14 protein-coding genes are annotated in these 16,731 nt (G+C 62.9%); 9 read left to right on the top strand and 5 right to left on the bottom strand.

What is annotated here, in order from left to right; genetic code table 11:
* The 4 genes from H620_RS0111185 to H620_RS0111170 all read left to right on the top strand — a co-directional run bounded on the left by H620_RS0111185 (window position 1) and on the right by H620_RS0111170 (window position 4,107).
* Window positions 1–981 carry an aliphatic sulfonate ABC transporter substrate-binding protein gene (locus H620_RS0111185; protein ID WP_023380714.1) on the top strand — a complete coding sequence of 327 codons (981 nt, stop codon included), beginning with the start codon at window positions 1–3 and terminating at the stop codon, window positions 979–981.
* Between the two features lie 16 nt (window positions 982–997).
* Window positions 998–2,389 (top strand): LLM class flavin-dependent oxidoreductase, encoded by a 1,392-nt coding sequence (locus H620_RS0111180; RefSeq protein ID WP_027907363.1) that lies wholly within the window; start codon window positions 998–1,000, stop codon window positions 2,387–2,389.
* Between the two features lie 106 nt (window positions 2,390–2,495).
* Entirely contained in the window at window positions 2,496–3,332 is an 837-nt protein-coding gene (locus H620_RS0111175) for a bifunctional allantoicase/(S)-ureidoglycine aminohydrolase (RefSeq protein ID WP_023380716.1), read from the top strand.
* Window positions 3,333–3,501: 169 nt separating this feature from the next.
* Window positions 3,502–4,107, top strand: coding sequence for an START domain-containing protein (locus tag H620_RS0111170; protein WP_023380717.1), 606 nt, complete (start codon window positions 3,502–3,504; stop codon window positions 4,105–4,107).
* Between the two features lie 102 nt (window positions 4,108–4,209).
* Here H620_RS0111170 and H620_RS0111165 read toward each other — a convergent pair whose 3' ends face one another.
* From H620_RS0111165 to H620_RS0111150, 4 genes are all read right to left on the bottom strand, one after another.
* Window positions 4,210–4,917 (bottom strand): anti-sigma factor, encoded by a 708-nt coding sequence (locus H620_RS0111165; protein ID WP_023380718.1) that lies wholly within the window; start codon window positions 4,915–4,917, stop codon window positions 4,210–4,212.
* Window positions 4,914–5,462, bottom strand: a complete 549-nt coding sequence (locus H620_RS0111160; protein ID WP_027907362.1) for a sigma-70 family RNA polymerase sigma factor — start codon at window positions 5,460–5,462, stop codon at window positions 4,914–4,916. Before H620_RS0111160 ends, H620_RS0111165 begins: the two co-directional genes overlap by 4 nt.
* Before the next feature lie 130 nt (window positions 5,463–5,592).
* Complete coding sequence (locus H620_RS0111155; RefSeq protein ID WP_027907361.1) at window positions 5,593–6,120, bottom strand: DUF3455 domain-containing protein; 528 nt, start codon at window positions 6,118–6,120, stop codon at window positions 5,593–5,595.
* Window positions 6,121–6,437: 317 nt separating this feature from the next.
* On the bottom strand, window positions 6,438–6,917 hold the full coding sequence (locus H620_RS0111150; protein ID WP_027907360.1) for an Lrp/AsnC family transcriptional regulator: 480 nt from the start codon (window positions 6,915–6,917) through the stop codon (window positions 6,438–6,440).
* 160 nt (window positions 6,918–7,077) lie between these two features.
* Between H620_RS0111150 and H620_RS0111145 the strand changes: the two genes are divergently transcribed.
* The 3 genes from H620_RS0111145 to H620_RS0111135 all read left to right on the top strand — a co-directional run bounded on the left by H620_RS0111145 (window position 7,078) and on the right by H620_RS0111135 (window position 12,303).
* Window positions 7,078–8,904 (top strand): tyrosinase family protein, encoded by a 1,827-nt coding sequence (locus H620_RS0111145; protein ID WP_023380722.1) that lies wholly within the window; start codon window positions 7,078–7,080, stop codon window positions 8,902–8,904.
* Entirely contained in the window at window positions 8,901–10,637 is a 1,737-nt protein-coding gene (locus H620_RS0111140) for a hypothetical protein (protein WP_023380723.1), read from the top strand. Before H620_RS0111145 ends, H620_RS0111140 begins: the two co-directional genes overlap by 4 nt.
* 61 nt (window positions 10,638–10,698) lie before the next feature.
* Window positions 10,699–12,303: a hypothetical protein gene (locus H620_RS0111135; protein WP_027907359.1), complete on the top strand. Its 1,605-nt coding sequence runs from the start codon at window positions 10,699–10,701 to the stop codon at window positions 12,301–12,303.
* A 66-nt stretch (window positions 12,304–12,369) separates the two neighbouring features.
* On the opposite strand, the gene H620_RS0111130 is transcribed toward H620_RS0111135, so the two are convergent.
* Complete coding sequence (locus tag H620_RS0111130) at window positions 12,370–12,912, bottom strand: RrF2 family transcriptional regulator (RefSeq protein ID WP_023380726.1); 543 nt, start codon at window positions 12,910–12,912, stop codon at window positions 12,370–12,372.
* A 278-nt stretch (window positions 12,913–13,190) separates the two neighbouring features.
* Between H620_RS0111130 and H620_RS0111125 the strand changes: the two genes are divergently transcribed.
* Together H620_RS0111125 and H620_RS0111120 are read left to right on the top strand one after the other, a co-directional pair.
* Window positions 13,191–14,393, top strand: coding sequence for an NAD(P)/FAD-dependent oxidoreductase (locus H620_RS0111125; RefSeq protein ID WP_023380728.1), 1,203 nt, complete (start codon window positions 13,191–13,193; stop codon window positions 14,391–14,393).
* Between the two features lie 230 nt (window positions 14,394–14,623).
* Window positions 14,624–16,249 carry a methyl-accepting chemotaxis protein gene (locus H620_RS0111120; RefSeq protein WP_027907358.1) on the top strand — a complete coding sequence of 542 codons (1,626 nt, stop codon included), beginning with the start codon at window positions 14,624–14,626 and terminating at the stop codon, window positions 16,247–16,249.
* Window positions 16,250–16,731: the final 482 nt, after the last annotated feature.

The following is a 16,731-nucleotide window of genomic DNA, read 5'->3' as shown; positions in this document are numbered from 1 at the left end:
ATGTCCAAACGAACTTTTTCCCCTCTGCGCCGCCTGCTGCTCGGAGGCCTGCTGGCCGGTGTCGCCAGTGCCCTGCTGCCGTGGTCCAACGCCCTGGCCGAAGAGGCCAGGACACTGCGCATCGGTTATCAGAAATTCAACAGCATCAACATTCTCAAAGGCAGCGGCGCACTGGAAAAAGCCCTCGCGCCACAGGGGGTGAACGTCAGCTGGCATGAGTTCGCGGCTGGCCCGCAATTGCTCGAAGCCCTGAGTACCGGCGCCATCGACCTCGGCCACGCCGCCGATGCCCCGTCGGTGTTCGCCCAGGCCGCTGGCAAGCCTGTGGTGTACCTGGCCGCTGAGCAACCCTACCCACGGGGCATCGGTGTGGTGGTGCGCGAGCAGGACAACCTCGGCTCGGTACAAGACCTCAAGGGCAAGCGCGTGGCCACTGGCCGTGGCTGGAACGCCCAGTACCTGCTGGCGGTGGCCCTGGAGCAGGCTGGCCTGAGTTACAGGGACATCACCCCGGCCTATGTCAACAATGCCGCCGATGCGGTGGCAGCCCTGCAGTCGGGCAGCGTCCAGGCCGTCACCCTTTGGGACCCGTTCCTCGCTGCAGCCGAAAGCCAGCCCGGCCTCAAGAACCTGCGCGATGGCAGCGGCCTCTCCAACAACCGCACGTTCTACCTGTCCACCGCAACATTCGCCGACCAGCACCGCGACCTGCTCAAGACCTTCTTCTCCGAGTTGGGCAAAGTCAGCCAGTGGGCCAACGCCAAACCGGGGGAAGTTGCAGCCTTGCTGGCACCGCAATTGGGTATCGACGCCAAGGTGCTGGAAGTGGCCAGCGAGCGGCGCAACTACAACGCCGTGGCCATCACTGCGCAGATCGTCGCCGAGCAGCAGAAACTGGCCGACACCTTCCAGGGCCTGGGCCTGATTCCGCACAAGCTGCACGTGGCCGACGCGGTCTACCCAGCCTCCGTGCTGCCCTGAGCGGAGCTTGCCTACCATGCCACGCCCGATCCGCTTCAACGCCTTCAGCATGAACGCTGCCAGCCATCAGTCCCCCGGCCTGTGGCGACACCCGCGCAACACCAGCGTGGCGTTCAATCGCCTCGACTACTGGACCGACCTGGCCCGCCTGCTGGAGCGCGGACTGTTCGACGCCTTGTTCATCGCCGATGTACTGGGGATCTACGACGTGTACCAGGGCGGGCCACAGGCAGCCCTGCGCGGTGGTGTACAGGTGCCGGTCAACGACCCGTTGCTGCTGGTGCCGGCCATGGCCGGGGTGACCGAGCACCTGGGTTTTGGCGTGACTTTCTCGCTGACGTACGAGCCCCCCTACCCGTTCGCCCGGCGCATGTCGACGCTCGACCACCTGAGCAACGGCCGGGTGGGCTGGAACATCGTCACCGGGTATCTGGACAGTGCCGCGCGCAACCTGGGCCTTGCCCGGCAATTGGGTCATGACCAGCGCTACGACCTGGCCGAGGAGTACCTGGAGGTGTTGTACAAGCTCTGGGAAAAAAGCTGGGACGAGGACGCCGTGGTGCTGGAGCGCGAGACGGGCCGCTACGTCGAGCCGTCCAAAGTGCACGCCATCGGCCATCTGGGCGAGCACTTCCAGGTCCCAGGCATGCACCTGAGCCAACCGTCGCCGCAGCGCACCCCGGTACTGTTCCAGGCTGGCGCCTCGGCGCGCGGCCAGCAGTTCGCCGCGCGCCACGCCGAATGTGTGTTCATCAGTGGGCCGACGCCCACGGTGTTGCGCCGCTATGCCGAAGGCATCCGTCAGGCCAGTGACGCACAGGGTCGCGGGCGTGATGAGGTGTTGATCTACGCCCAGGCACTGTTGATCGTGGCGCCAACGCGGCAAGAGGCCGAGGCACGTTTTGCCCAATACAGACGCTATGTCGACCTGGATGCCGCCCTGGCCCTGCTATCGGGCTGGACCGGTATCGACTTCGCAGGCCTGGACCCGGACGCGCCCATCGAGTACGTCGAGAACGACGCCGGCCGCGCCGCGCTGGCCGCGTTCACCGCCGCCGACCCGAACCGCCGCTGGACCGTACGCGAAGCCGCCGAGTTCATCGGCTTGGGCGGGCGTGGTCCGGTGCTGATCGGCTCGCCCGGCGAAGTTGCCGACCAACTGGAAACCTGGCTCGACCAAACCGGTATCGACGGATTCAACCTGACCTATGCGGTGCAACCGGACGACCTGACCAACGTGGTGGAGCTGCTGGTGCCGGAGCTCCAACACCGTGGCCGCTACCCCACGGCCTATACGGAGGGCACCTTGCGGCACAAGTTGTTCGGTCAAGGCGCGCACCTACCCGGGGCGCACGCTGGGCGTCAGGTCAGCATTCAGCCGGCAAATACCGGGTATTCCAACATTTAATTTGTGGATGATACAGGCTCGCCCCTATGCTGTCCGTGCATCCCCTGCGCCGCACCGGCCGGTGCGGTTCACGGCACGGGGAGAGAACAACAAGTCGAGATTGTCCATGTCGAATCATTCGTACTTCGCCCCCCACGGTGGGCACCCGGCTCAGACCGAGCTGTTGACTGACCGTGCCATGTTCACCGAAGCCTATGCCGTCATCCCTAAAGGCGTGATGCGTGACATCGTCACCAGCCACCTGCCGTTCTGGGACAAGATGCGCATGTGGGTCATCGCCCGCCCGCTGACTGGCTTTGCCGAGACCTTCTCGCAGTACATCGTCGAAGTGGCCCCGGAAGGCGGCAGCGAGCGCCCGGAACTGGACCCTAACGCCGAAGCCGTGGTATTCGTCGTCGAAGGCGAAATCGACATCACCGTCGAGGGCAAGCACCACACCCTGGGCCAAGGTGGCTATGCCTTCCTCGCCCCTGGCGCCGAGTGGAGCCTGCGCAACAACAGCAAGGCCAACTGCACCTTCCACTGGCTGCGCAAGCACTACCAGAAAGTCGAAGGCCTGGACGTGCCGGAATCCTTCGTGACCCACCGCGACAACGCCACCGTCATTGAAATGCCGGGCACCGAAGGCCGTTGGGTTACCACCCGCTTCGTCGACATGGCCGACATGCGCCATGACATGCACGTCAACATCGTGACCTTCCAACCGGGCGGCGTGATTCCGTTCGCTGAAACCCACGTCATGGAGCATGGCCTGTACGTGCTGGAAGGCAAGGCGGTGTACCGCTTGAACCAGGATTGGGTCGAAGTGGAAGCCGGCGACTTCATGTGGCTGCGCGCCTTCTGCCCGCAAGCCTGCTATGCCGGTGGCCCAGGCAAGTTCAGCTACCTGCTGTACAAGGACGTCAACCGCCACGTGCACCTGACCCTCAACCCACAGCGTTGAGCCCAGGCTGACGGCCATCGATCACGCCGACTGCCACAGGAACGAGCAGGTCCTGTAGCAGTCGGTTCGCCGGCGCAGCGCTACCTCGCAGCCCCATGCCACTGGCGCTTGTGGCGCGCTTTTTCTTTGCCGCGCATACTGCTACTCCCCCCCTTGCGCGGTGTCCATCATGCTCCGCTACCGCCTGTTCGCTGCCCTGCTTTCTCTCTCGCCCATCGGCCCGCTGGCCGCTGAAGACTGGAACCTGGCCTATGACCGCGAAGGCATCAAGGTGTACCTGAGCGCTGTCACCGACTCACCCTACCAGCAGTTTCGCGGCGTCAGCCGGATGAAAGCCAGCGTGCGCACCCTCACCGACCTGCAGGAAAACCTGCGTGTCGCCTGCAAATGGCTCTACGCCTGCGCCCAAATGCGTCTGCTGGAGGTAGCAGGCGACAGCACCTGGGTCTACCTCACTACCAACCTGCCCTGGCCCACCATGCCGCGTGACATCGTGGTGAAGGTGACTACCGAGCGCCTGGAAGACGGCACCCTGTTCCGTCATCTGAGCGCCGACCCGGACAAGCTGCCCGAGGCGCCGGGACTCATTCGCGTACGACGGCTCAGTGGACAATGGATCATGAAGCCGTTGGGTGAGCGCGATACCGAAGTGACCTATGCCCTACAGGCAGATCCCGCCGGGGATGTACCCGGTTGGCTGGCCAACCGTTTCGTGGTGGATGCGCCAGTGGTCACCCTGCGCACGTTACGCGCCGTGGCTGAGCGCCAGCGTTGAGGCCAGGCCCGCGCATGTGGTTGCTACGCGGTGCCAGCAAGCGCCGCCAGCGAGGGCCTGCATCTGGGTTTCGCGGGCAAGCCCACGCCCGGCCCGCCCGGATCAGATCACCTTGACTGCACGGCCGATGAACTTTACCGGGCCCGTGGGGGCACCGGTAGGAGACCCTCCCGCTTTTTCAAGCGTCAACTCGAACAACTGGTTCGGCTCGAGCGCCGGCAGGCGCTTCACAGGCACACGGTAGGGCTCGCCCGGCTTGACCAACCCCAGCGAAACAGGTGCGCGCCACTGTTCACCTTTGGTCCAGAACTGCAAGGTCATGCCATCGGGCACAGTATCGCGGCCAAGGGGTATCAGTTCGATCATCCGCGCATCATTGGCGTGCACTACCCAGCCAGGGGCTTGGCCCGACGGCGCCACGAGCACGACTACATAGGTGGTCTCCGGTGGTGTGCGGGTCCACAGCGCCAGGGCCAGAAGCAAGCTTGCAGCCAGCCCGGCAGCACTCAAGCCTTGCCACAGGCCGACGCGGCGCCACCGACTGGCAGAGCGCGGACCTGGAGATTGGGACTCGTCAAGGCTGCGCTCAATCCGCCACCATAGGCGACGCGGGGGCTCGAGGGGCTCGGCCAGCTGGGTCAATGCGAGCAGTCGGGCCTCCCAAGACTCGACCGCAGCGCGTGCGGCGGGCTCTGCTGAAAGCCGCGCGTGCAAGGCGGCACGCTGCTCTGCATCCAGGGTTCCCAGGACGTACTCGGCCGCCAGATCGTCCAGCTCCTGATCACCTGCATCCACTGGGGTACCTTTCATGTCATGCACTCCCGCAAGGCCTTCAGGCTGCGCTTGATCCATGCCTTCACAGTGCCCAAGGGGGCGCCGAGCAGAATCGCGATTTCAGCGTTGCTACAGCCATCGACATAAGCGTGCAAGATGCAGCGCTGCGCGGCGGGCTGCAGTCGCTCAAGGCAGCGGTAGATCTTCGTCGACCCTGACCATAACTGCATGTCGCCACCGTCGGCCGGCAGCGTCAGCGCGGCCACCATGGAGGTTTCGTCCAGGTCGGTTTGGCAACGACTGTCGCGCACGTAGTTCAAGGCCAGGTGACGCGTGACGCTGTAAACCCAGCCGCGCGCTGAACCTCGCGTCGAATCGTAACTGGCGGCGCGCGTCCAGATGCGCAAGAAGGCATCGTGAACGATGTCTTGCGCTGCCGCCGGGTCCCGCGCGATGCGTTGAACGACCCCGAGCAAGCGGGCCCCCTCATGCTCGTACAGCGCCTGTAAGGCGCGGCGGTCTCCCTGGGCGCAGGCAGCGAGGCAGCCCTCGTAGTCAAAAGCAACAGCGGGCGCGTTCAAAGGTGGGACGCTCCTTTCATCATGCTCACGACGATGCCCCTGGCAACCCGCCAGGGGCTCGTCCAGCAGCGTAGCTGAGCAATGGAGACAGCGCTTCAAGCCCTGGTTACCCAGGCCGTCGGGTGGATCGTCACTTGGCTGACCAGAACACGTAGTCCGCCTGGTACTTGACGATCTGCTGCGCCCCTTTGTTTTGCTCCGTGCAACTCACCGCCGGTGCCACACCGCCACGGGTGGCGAGGCGCTGAATGTAGCTGACGCCTTGCATGGCGCCCGCACCGTCTGCCGGGTTAGCTTTGACCAGTTGATAAGGCAGGTCGCCTTTGGCCGCAGGCGCAATGGCGAGCTGGGTGCCAGTCACTTTCGAGCCATCCTTGGCTTGCCAGGTGGCGGGCGGACCGAAATAGTCACCCACTGGCTTACCAGCGCGGTCATTCAGAACGGCTTTGGGGCCAATGAAGAACCATTCTGTTTGACCTGGCGCATTGGCCTTGTCTCTGCACTCGTAGGTAATGTCCCCCACCCCCACGGTTTCCAGCATGACTTTGTGGCCGTCGGGTACCTTGACGGCATCCGGAATGCCAGACTGGGCATGGACGGGGGTAACCCCGAGTGCAAGACAAATCGCGAGCATTGCGGTTACGGGCTTGGTGCTCATAAGGAAGCTCCTGAAGAGGGTATCGGCAGCGCGATGAGCGACTGCCTGATAATCACTACCCGCCAACTGCCGATATGGATGCACTGCCGCGAAAAAATAGAGGGGCCGGAAAAGACCTCGAATGGATAAGGGCCAATGGCGACTGCGCAGAAAGGTCTTTTGGTTTCCGCGAGGAAGCAGCAGGGTATGTTCCTGCAACTGCTCATCCCGCTGATGTCGAGCAGCTCATCACGCGTCAGTGGATGGGGCTGGGAAATGGAAAGAGAGACCCACCGTGCGAATCTGCGATGGTTGCCCTTCATTCAGCTGACACAACGTCAGACATCGACGGCCCGGTGTAACCCACCTTCCAGCGGTAGCTCGTAGGATTTCTTCACCGTACGCACCACCAGGGTGGAAGAGTAAGTGCGAATCGGAATATCCCGGTACGTATCGAGAAACCGGTAGATGTAGTCGGTGTACTCGGTGGCGTCGCGAAACTTGGCAACCATCACGAAATCGAACTCGCCGGTCATCAGGTAGCAATCCTGGATCTCCGGGTGGCTGGCGAGGATGTGCTGCATCTTGCGGTCGATGTCGTTGCTGTCGCGATCGAGCTTGACCAGAAAGAACGCGGTCACCTGAATTCCCAGTTTGCGCTCGTCCAGTATGGCGACCTTGGCCTTGATGATGCCCGCGCTCTCCAATCGCCTGATCCGCCGGTAGCAACTGGTGGAAGACAGCCCGACGCTGTCGCTGAGCAATTCCAGATTCTGGCTGCAATCCTTTTGCAGCTTTCCAAGAATCTTCAGATCCATGGCGTCTGTCATTTTTCCCGTGTCTTCCTTGAAAAACTGCAATGAATCCGCCACGAGGACGCGCCAATTTGCACGATTCCCTGCGGGCTGGCTCTTTACCATCAACTGAGCTTAGCAGCCCGGTCAAATCTGGCCCGCAGGGCCGCATGAGAGGGACCTCATGATCATTGCCAAACCCACATGGGCCGCGGACATCCACGGCCTTTTCACCGCCCCGTACTGGATTCCCGCCGCGCAGCGAGCGGACGTGGCCGCCTCTTGGATCGGGTGCATGAATGCCTATTTCGTGTATCTGGACGACCCTGGGTCGGTAAAGGCCTGGTCAGAAACCATTTACCAGCACCTCGCCTCGCGCAACATGCCGCTGACGCTGGACCAGCAGCAGTTCTGGCCAATCGATGCGCTGGAAACCTTCAGGTTGTGGGTCAACCAGGGCTGGCGCCTGGACGACAGTTCTCCCTTCGACCTGGCCGAGCGCATCCCACCGCCGGACCTGCCGCAGCCGGTCAAGCGGGTGAGGCAGGACATCCGCGCCCTGAGCCTGGAGGAGCTGAACCTGTACCGCGCGCGCTTGGACGACGTGATGCACGTGGGCGACCCTGACAGCGGCTCGCCCTGGCAACGTTACGCCTATATCCACACCAATTGGTGCCTGCATTATCAGGAGGCCTTTGCGCTCTGGCATCGGGCCTACCTGTTGTACCTCGAAGAACTGATCGACTGCGCAATCCCTTACTGGGACTGGATGGCCGAAGACGCCAGCGTCGATGGCAGCGCGCAAGCCGGCCTGCCCCAGGCCTTCCTCGATGAAACCTATGTGCACCCGCACACCGGCCAGACCCGGCCCAACCCCTTGCGCTATGCGGCTGCCAAGGATGGCTGTTCCAAGGTCTGCGCCAGCGGCGCGGGCGACGGGGTGGATTGCCGGTACGTGCAGCGCGATCCATTGTTCTACACCCATGGCGACGAGTCGCGCTTCGCTCGCACGCGCTTGTTCGGCATGAGCCGGATCTTCCAGCAGCAGGTGGTCGATGCCCTGAAGTTCGCCACCTTCAGCCAGCCACAGGGCGTGCCCGGCTATCCATGGGCCAACATTCCAGTGTTCGATCCACCCCAGGAAGACCGCCTGTACCCCAATCGCAGCCTCAACTTCGATGGCCTGTACGAGCAACCTCATGACAACTACCACGGTTGGATCGGCGGCGACATGGCCGATAACGCCTACACCGCGTTCGATCCGGTGTTTTGCTCCTACCACGCCAACATCGACCGCATGCTCGAAGTCTGGATCAGGGCCCACCCCGGGGCGCAATTCACCACGCAGTGCCTGCTCCAGCCGTTCGTTGGGCGTGACGCCACGCAACTCAACTTCACCACTGCCGACCCTTGGCGCTACACCACCCTGGGTGACATGGCCCAGGACAGCCGACACATCGGTTACGACTACGGCGTGCCGGTAGCCCCGCAGTTTGGCGCACCCAAGGCAGCCAACAGTGCCTGCTGCAAGCACAGCGCAACATCCGCCTCGACTGCGGATACCGCTGCAGGGCCCGGGCCGTGGGTGGTGTTCGACCATGTTCGTTGCACCCATGACACCTACCTGATCGACGTATTCCTCGACCAGCCCGACGCCAGTGCGCAACACGTAAGCGCCGACAACCCTCATTACGTGGGGCGCTTCAGCCGTATCGGCATGGGGTTGGTGGACGACAAGGGCCGCTGCATCACCCACGGCGTGTCCCGCGCACTGAATGCGGCCCGCAATGCCAGCGCGCTGGGTCTCTCGCCCGACGCTACGACGCCGTTATCGCTGGTGGTCACACATGTGGACAGCGGCCGCGTGCTGACACCCGACCAATACACGACCCTGCCTGGATTCATCGCCCGACTGGTGTGGGATGACCCGCGCCAAACCCCTGCCGGTCCGCCCCCGGTGACCGGCTGTTGTTCTGCTTCCACCTCACGCCTACCAGGAGAACCGACATGAGCACGTCCTTCACACAGTTCACCTCGCCCGCCGGCCAAGCCCCCAAGGACTACAACAAGCTGGGCCTGGAAGACCAGTTGCCGCAGTTTGAAACCGACTGGAACAACAACCTCACCGGCTGGACCCAATCGTCCATCATCGGCAACCCCTGGTCCAACCTTAACGACGCCCCCCGCTCGGGTTACTACAATCCGCTCGTCGAAGGCTTCGGTGACGTGACTGTCCCCGCGATCACCTGGGCGCCCTTCCCCAACCGGCTCTGGACGTTTTTCTACAACAACGGTGCGGCGATCGTTCCCCAACTGGGCGGCAACGCCATGACTCTGGAGCAGGTGATGGAATTGGCCGATCACGGCCAGATCACCCTCAACAACACCCTCTACAAACTCTACGATCCCGACAACCAAGGGACCTTGCTGCAACTGCCGGCCAAGCGCTGCCCCAGCATCGACTGGAAAGGCCAGTACACGGCGTTCTCGCCCTCCGGCCCACGGGGCTGGCTCGACGAGTACTGCGAGTGGTCCATCGTGCGCGATACCGACGGCAACATGCGCAAGATCACATTCACCTGCGAAAACCCCGCCTATTTCCTGGCCATGTGGCGCATCGATCCGAACGCGGTACTGGGCCTGTACCGGGACTACATCGACCCGAACGTGCAACTCGAAGACCTGTACCTGCGCTATGCCGTCGATTGCCCGACCGGCAAGGCCGGAGATCCAGTGATCGACCCCACCACCGGCCAGCCGGCCTATGACACGGTCAACAAATGGAACGCCGGTACGGCCTGTGTACCCGGCCAGTACGGCGGCGCGATGCACCTGACGTCCGGCCCCAACACCCTCAGTGCCGAGGTGTACCTGGCTGCCGCCGCCACCCTCCTGCGACCGGTGAGCAGCAGCCAGAACGCCCAGTCGCTGATCTGCTGCGCGCAGTACGGACAGAACTATCGCAACTCCGACCCGCACATCGGCTTCATGGCCAATACCAAGGCGGTGAACAATCGGCTGTCGCTGACCAACCCCATTGGCCTGTACCTGCAACAGCCCACCGATTTCAGCGCCTGGAAAGGCCCGCAGGGCCAGGACGTGAGCCAGTATTGGCGCATCACGCGCGGCACGGCCAAGTCGGCGGCCAACGGCTCCGACCAGATCCTGCAGGCGGTGTTCGAGGTTCCGCAAAGCGCAGGCTTCTCGATCAATGACATCACCATCAATGGCCAACGGGTCGACTATGTGTGGGTCATCGCCCAACAACTGCTGGTGGGCCTGAGCGTCACCGCCAAGCCGATCACCGTCACACCCCCGTCGTTCCCTTGCGTACAGGCGCGGGTTGAGGGGCTGCAACCCTGGCCGGTTCAACTGCTGCCAGTAGACCTGTTCTACGGACAATCACCCACCGACCTGCCCGCCTGGCTTGCACCGGGCAGCAGCAACTCGTTCGTACTGGTGGTGCAGGGCGCCGACCCGAGCACCACGACGCAGAATGCACGGGTGCAATTCTCCAACCCCGGCATCACGGCGCAGGTCACCCACTACCTGCCAGACGCATCCGCCATTCCCGGACAGACCAACTCCGGCGGTACCCAGGCCTACATCCTCACCATCACGGTGAGCCCGACGGCAGCACCCGGTCTGGTCATGGTGCGCGCGCTCAATCCGGGCGAAGACGCGAACGTGAGCGCGGCCGATCACCCTTGGGAGGCCGGCCTGGCGCTGGTGCCCGGCGCCTGAACCACGCCCCTCTCGTGCCGCACCTTCGGGTGCGGCTTCACAGCTTGCAAGGAGCGCAATGATGTCCAGGTCACGCTTGAGTCTCATCTCGCTGTTGAGCGGCATGTTGCTGTATCTGTCGGCCCTGCCTCCCGCTGCGGCAGCCACGATGTCGGATGCCGACAGCTGTGTGCAGCAGCAATTGGTGTTCAATCCGGCCAGTGGAGGGTTCCTGCCGGTCAACAACTTCAATGCCACCAACCAGGCGTTCATGAACTGTTTTGCCTGGCAGTTGTTCATCGCCCTGAACTGGCCGGTCAATCCCGGCTGGCCTGCCACCGCCAGCCTGGCGGGTGAACCCGACATGAACAGCACCCTGGCGCAATTCGGAGTGCCCTCTTCCCCAGGGCAACCCATGAGCGTGGCGCCCGTGTGGGCCAGCTACAAAGATGCCAACGACATCTTCCTGCCCGGCGCGCCCACGCCCACCGGTTGGGGCGTGCAAACCATGGTACCGTCCGGTTGCAGCACCCAGGGCAGTCTGAAGGCCCTGAAGGTAGGTGCACGCAAGTTCATGAATGCCACCTCAGAAGGCGCGATCAACGCCTTGCATGGTTTCCACCTCTCGACCGGGACGGTCGCTTCTATTCCCGACCCCGTCATGGAAGCGTCCGGCGGCTGGCTGACGGACCAGTCTGGCAACTTGGTGTTCTTTGAACGCAAAGTGGGCAAGGCCGAGTTCGACTACATCGTCGAGAAGGGGCTCTATGATGCCGCCAATCAGTTGAAGGTCGCGCAAAACCTCGATGGCAATACACCGGAAGGCCTGTCGCTGCCCCTCGGCGAGCCAATGCGTTCGCTGCCGCCGACCCCTGTGCCACAGGAGCAGCTGGGCGCGCTTGAGCTCAAGGCCGCGTGGCGTGTGCTGACCGGCAAACCCGAGCTGTTCGGGCGCTACCTGACCACCGTCGCCTGGCTCAAACGCCCCGACACACTGGAGTGCACCCAGGAAGTGGTGGGGCTGGTGGGCCTGCATATCATCAACAAGACCCAGGCGTCGCCCAATTTCATCTGGACCACCTTCGAGCAGGTGGACAACGTGCCCGAACCGGACCAGGCCCCGCCGCAAGGAACCCCGCCGAACGGTTTCTCTTTCAACAACCCCGACTGTGGGAGCGGCCCTGCGTGTGAACCCAATGTGGCTCGTATTCAGTGCAAGCAATACCACCCCGACAAGGACTGCACCGATCTCTTTCCACGCGACCAGCCGGTACAGACCACCCGTGAGCACCCCGTCCCCAGCGACCTGCAAGCCCTGAACAGCGCGGTGCAATCCAACTTTGCACAGCAGACCCACGGCCAGTCGGTGTTCCAGTACTACAAGCTGATCAACGTACTGTGGACCCTCGCGCCCAATCCTCCCAGCCCGGAGCCGGGCGCCAATGCCCAGGTGCCGCTGTCATACGGGCCGTTCATCAGTCAGGGCAACGTGCCGGTGGCCAACACCACCATGGAGACTTACGTACAGGGCGATGACTGCAACAAATGCCATCAGTACGCGACGATTGCCGGCAGCCCCTCCTTGGCCTCGGACTTCTCCTTCCTGTTCAACAGCGCGAGTTCCGCCGGCCATAAAAGCCTGATCAAGCGCGTCAAAGCCTTCGAAACGCTCACGGACCGCCCCTGACGCGCAAATGAGGTGATCGCTGTTCGCACCGAACTGGGCCCCGGAGCCGGTGACGCAGGATGAAAGCTACACCTGCTTCACCGGTATCTCTAAGGCGCCGCCCTTTCCCTCGCGTCGCTCACTGATCCACGCGTTGACCTGCTGGCCAAACGCTGCCGGCGCTTTGCGCCCGAAACGCCGGGCAAGGTCAAGGATAGTTTGCTGGGCCAGCGCTTCCTCCATGCGTTTTTGTGCATTGAGCATCACCGCGTGGATCGCACAGGTGCCCTCGGTCGCCCATCCAGGAGGCGAGCCATCAAAGAGTGTGCAGCGCTCGCGAATTTCTCGGCAGTCGAAGATTTTCTTCGGGCCATCGATCGCCGTGACGATGTCGAGCACGGTGATTTCATCCGACGGCCGCGCCAGGCGGAAACCGCCACGCACCCCTTCGGTCGCCGCCACCAACCCCGCGCGCGCCAACTTGGTGAAAACCTTGGCCAGGTACTCCTGCGGCACGCCTTGCAACTCGGCCAGGTCGCGGACGCTGGACTCGCGCGTCTCACCACGCTCGTCCACCAAGTACAACAAGCAGTGGATGCCGTATTCGACCCCAGCACTGTAGAGGGACATATCTATCTCCGACTAATCCTGTCGCAAATGTTACGCGCTAACCGTCGTAATAGCAAAGTAGTCGATCGCCGTTCGTCGTTCACAAACATGCCTAAACCGCTGTTACAACCCCGGGATAAATGGCTTTCTCTGCGATTGATCGTCATCTTGCCAGGCGCCGAAGAGAAAAAAAGCTTGCGGCCATCAACTGCGATCAATACAGTCGTAGTTATTCGAACGACTCAGCTGACGTCATCGAATCCTTCCAGACCTCGTGAACGACCCCTGCGGAGCCCCTCATGAAATCCAACATCCTGATCATCGGTGCCGGCTTTGCCGGTGTTTGGAGCGCCCTGAGCGCCGCCCGCCTGCTGGACCAGGCTGGACGCGACGATGTGCGCATCAGCGTGCTTGCACCACAACCTGAGCTGCGCATTCGCCCGCGCTTTTACGAAGCGGATGTCCACAGCATGAAAGCGCCGCTGGGCGAGCTTTTCGAAGCCGTTGGCATTCACTTCATCCAAGGCAGCGCCGACACCATCGACGCCCAAGGCCGCAGCGTCAGCTACACCGACAATCACGGCCAGCTGCAACGGATCACCTATGACCGTCTGATTCTCGCCGCCGGCAGCCAAGTCGCGCGCCCCGCCGTGCCGGGCCTGGTCGAATACGCTTTCGATGTCGACCAGATGGAGTCGGCCATGCGTCTTGAACAGCATCTTGTAGCCCTCGCGTCGCGACCGGAGTCGCCAGCACGCAACACCGTGGTCGTGTGTGGCGGTGGTTTCACCGGCATCGAAACAGCAACTGAAATGCCAGCTCGCCTGCGGTCGGTGCTGGGCGAACAGGCTTCGTTACGGGTACTGGTCATCGACCGTGGTGCCACCGTGGGAGGGGCGCTTGGCGCAGGCATCACACCTTCGATCGTCGCGGCCTGCGAACAAGCGGGCGTGCAATGGCTGACCGGCAGCTCGGTAGTAGCAGTCGATGCCGGAGGCGTGACCCTCGACAACGGCGAATACGTCGCTAGCCATACGGTTATCTGGACAGTCGGCGTGAAGGCCAGCCCACTGACCGCGCAAATTGCCGGAGAGCGCGACAGCCTTGGACGTCTGCGGGTCGACGAGCACCTGAAAGTGATCGGCCAATCGCATATCTATGCCACCGGCGATACCGCTTGGGCGGCGGTGGACGATCTGGGCAACCACGCGCTGATGACCTGCCAGCATGCCATCCCCATGGGCCGCCACAGTGGTAACAACGCAGCGGCCGACCTGCTCGAGCTGCAACCGGTCGCCTACCGTCAACCCAAGTACGTCACCTGCCTGGACCTTGGTGAATGGGGCGCGGCATTCACCGAAGGCTGGGAACGTGAGCTCAAGCTGCAAGGCCTGGAGGGTAAGCATCTCAAACGCCAGATCAACTCGGTATGGATCTACCCGCCCGCTGCGGACCGTACCCAGGCCCTCGCAGCTGCCGACCCGTTGATTCCTGTCGTCTGACCGCCAGGGAACTGACAAGTCCGCCAACGAGGGCGGACGCGTCTTTTGCACAACGAAGTTGAATGGCTGTTCAGCAATGATGGCACCGTGGCATCATTCAAACAAAAAAGAAATGAGGGTGAGAAAAACACACTTAATTCGCAGCGCATCAAGAGCCTGGCGCCAGCCCCAGTGACCCGGCCTTGCGACCATGCTCTTGACGCCTGCACGACGACGTCAAGGAGCAATCAATGCAGCTAAGGAATATGAAGATCGGCATTCGCGCTGCCAGCGTGTTCGCCTTGTTGGGCATCCTGGTCCTGGCCATGGGCCTGATCGCGCTATTCGAAACCCGGCAAATGGACAAGGCCACGGATGAGATCCGCATGACGTGGATGCCTTCGGTGGTCGCATTGAGCGAGATCAGCAGCAATCTCGGTCGAGCCCGTGCCATCACCCTGCGCGCCGCACTGGACGATAACGACAGCGAACGCGCCCGCAACATCGAGCAGCTCAAAGGCATCAACGAGCAGTTGCAAAGCGGCCTCAAGGACTATGAGACAACCATCATCGACGCCGACGACCGCGCCCTGTTCGCTGCATTCACCACGGCTCACCAGCAGTACTACGAGGGCCAGGCCCTGGTGATCGAAGACCTCGCCGCCGGCCGTATCGCTCAAGCCAAGCAGCGTATCAGCGGCCCGCTGACCCAGCACGCCGATAGCATGATGAAGGCCATGAGCGCCCTCATCGCCTACAACGGCAAAGGCGCCGAAGACGCTTCGCAACGGAGCAGCGACATGGCGGACGAAGCCTTCCTGGCCATCACTGTTTCGCTGGTGGTCATCATGCTCGCCCTTGCCGCCATCGCCACCCTGCTCACGCGCAGCATCGTCGTGCCACTGGGCGAAGCCGTGAGCGTGGCCGAGCGCGTCGCTACCGGTGACCTGACCCAGCCGATCAAGGTGAGCGGCCGCGATGAGCCCGCCCTGCTGCTGGGCGCACTGAGCCGCATGCAGGAGAGCCTGCGCGACACCATTCGCAAGATCGCCGCGTCTTCCGACCAGCTGGCGTCGGCATCCGAAGAGCTGCACACCGTCACCGAAGACACCAGTCGCGGCCTGCACCAGCAGAGTGCGGAAATCGACCAGGCCGCCACTGCGGTCAACCAGATGACCGCCGCGGTGGAAGAAGTGGCCAACAATGCGGTGAGCACCGCCGATGCCTCCAAGGGCGCCGACCGCACCACTCGCGACGGCCGTGACCGGGTCAACCAGGCCCTGGAGTCGATCCAGCATCTGGTCCAGGACGTCTCCGGCACCTCACAGGAGATCGAACAGCTGGCCAGCAACGCCAACGAAATCAGCCGCGTGCTCGACGTGATCGGTGCCATCGCCGGTCAGACCAACCTGCTGGCCCTCAATGCCGCCATCGAGGCCGCACGCGCCGGTGAAGCGGGCCGAGGTTTCGCCGTAGTGGCTGACGAAGTCCGCGCCCTCGCCCACCGTACCCAGCAGTCCACCGCCGAGATCGAGCAGATGATCGTCGGTATTCAGTCTGGTACCGAACGGGCGGTGTCCGCCATGCACAGCAGCCAAGGCCGGGCCAACGGCACCCTGGAGGTGGCGCAATCAGCAGGTCAGGCGCTGGAAGTGATCGCCGAGGCAATCGCCTCGATCAACCAGCGCAACCTGGTGATCGCCAGCGCGTCCGAGCAGCAGGCGCAGGTGGCACGCGAAGTGGATCGCAACCTGGTGAACATCCGTGATCTGGCGATGCAGACCTCAGCGGGGGCCAACCAGACCAGCGCGGCAGCCCAGGACCTCTCGCGCCTGGCGGTTGACCTGAACGGCATGGTGGCGCAGTTCAAGGTGTGATCGGCTCAATAGTATTTATCCATTGAATACCGCGCGGCACCTGAAGTATGCTCGGGCTCATTCATTGGAGAGCAACATGCCGAAACACACCTGCAACCCCGCCAAACACACCGGTCGCACCGCGCGTCCTGTGCTGGCCGTTGCTGGCTGCGAGGCTGTCGCCAGCTTTTATTTTGGGTATTGGTTTAGCCACTAGGCGCCGCTGATACCCACACGGCGCCCACTTTCGAGGGGCCGCCGAATACGAGAATACTCAAACCCCCGGTCGGCTCCCCGACCGGGGGTTTTGCTTTTCAGGCCATCGACAACACCGATTCACACTGAGGACAGATTCATGAACTACGCCACTTACTGCTACGCAAATACCTATGCCTGGCGATTTAGCCAATCCCGTTCGGGCCAGCCTGCCGCCTCCGTACGGTCGATCTCCGGTGGCACTGCCGCACAAGAACCGAATTTGACGATCTGTCGAACACCTCGAT

It is taken from the genome of Pseudomonas taiwanensis DSM 21245 (assembly GCF_000425785.1).
GTDB lineage: Bacteria > Pseudomonadota > Gammaproteobacteria > Pseudomonadales > Pseudomonadaceae > Aquipseudomonas > Aquipseudomonas taiwanensis.
Note: the sequence above shows the minus strand (reverse complement) of the source record. Positions and strands in the feature narration are given on the sequence as shown.

Coding starts and splice junctions, on each gene's coding strand:
- H620_RS0111185 (WP_023380714.1), top strand. CDS start 1: ATGTCCAAACGAACTTTTTCCCCTCTGCGCCGCCTGCTGCTCGGAGGC.
- H620_RS0111180 (WP_027907363.1), top strand. CDS start 998: ATGCCACGCCCGATCCGCTTCAACGCCTTCAGCATGAACGCTGCCAGC.
- H620_RS0111175 (WP_023380716.1), top strand. CDS start 2,496: ATGTCGAATCATTCGTACTTCGCCCCCCACGGTGGGCACCCGGCTCAG.
- H620_RS0111170 (WP_023380717.1), top strand. CDS start 3,502: ATGCTCCGCTACCGCCTGTTCGCTGCCCTGCTTTCTCTCTCGCCCATC.
- H620_RS0111165 (WP_023380718.1), bottom strand. CDS start 4,917: ATGAAAGGTACCCCAGTGGATGCAGGTGATCAGGAGCTGGACGATCTG.
- H620_RS0111155 (WP_027907361.1), bottom strand. CDS start 6,120: ATGAGCACCAAGCCCGTAACCGCAATGCTCGCGATTTGTCTTGCACTC.
- H620_RS0111150 (WP_027907360.1), bottom strand. CDS start 6,917: ATGGATCTGAAGATTCTTGGAAAGCTGCAAAAGGATTGCAGCCAGAAT.
- H620_RS0111145 (WP_023380722.1), top strand. CDS start 7,078: ATGATCATTGCCAAACCCACATGGGCCGCGGACATCCACGGCCTTTTC.
- H620_RS0111140 (WP_023380723.1), top strand. CDS start 8,901: ATGAGCACGTCCTTCACACAGTTCACCTCGCCCGCCGGCCAAGCCCCC.
- H620_RS0111135 (WP_027907359.1), top strand. CDS start 10,699: ATGTCCAGGTCACGCTTGAGTCTCATCTCGCTGTTGAGCGGCATGTTG.
- H620_RS0111130 (WP_023380726.1), bottom strand. CDS start 12,912: ATGTCCCTCTACAGTGCTGGGGTCGAATACGGCATCCACTGCTTGTTG.
- H620_RS0111125 (WP_023380728.1), top strand. CDS start 13,191: ATGAAATCCAACATCCTGATCATCGGTGCCGGCTTTGCCGGTGTTTGG.
- H620_RS0111120 (WP_027907358.1), top strand. CDS start 14,624: ATGCAGCTAAGGAATATGAAGATCGGCATTCGCGCTGCCAGCGTGTTC.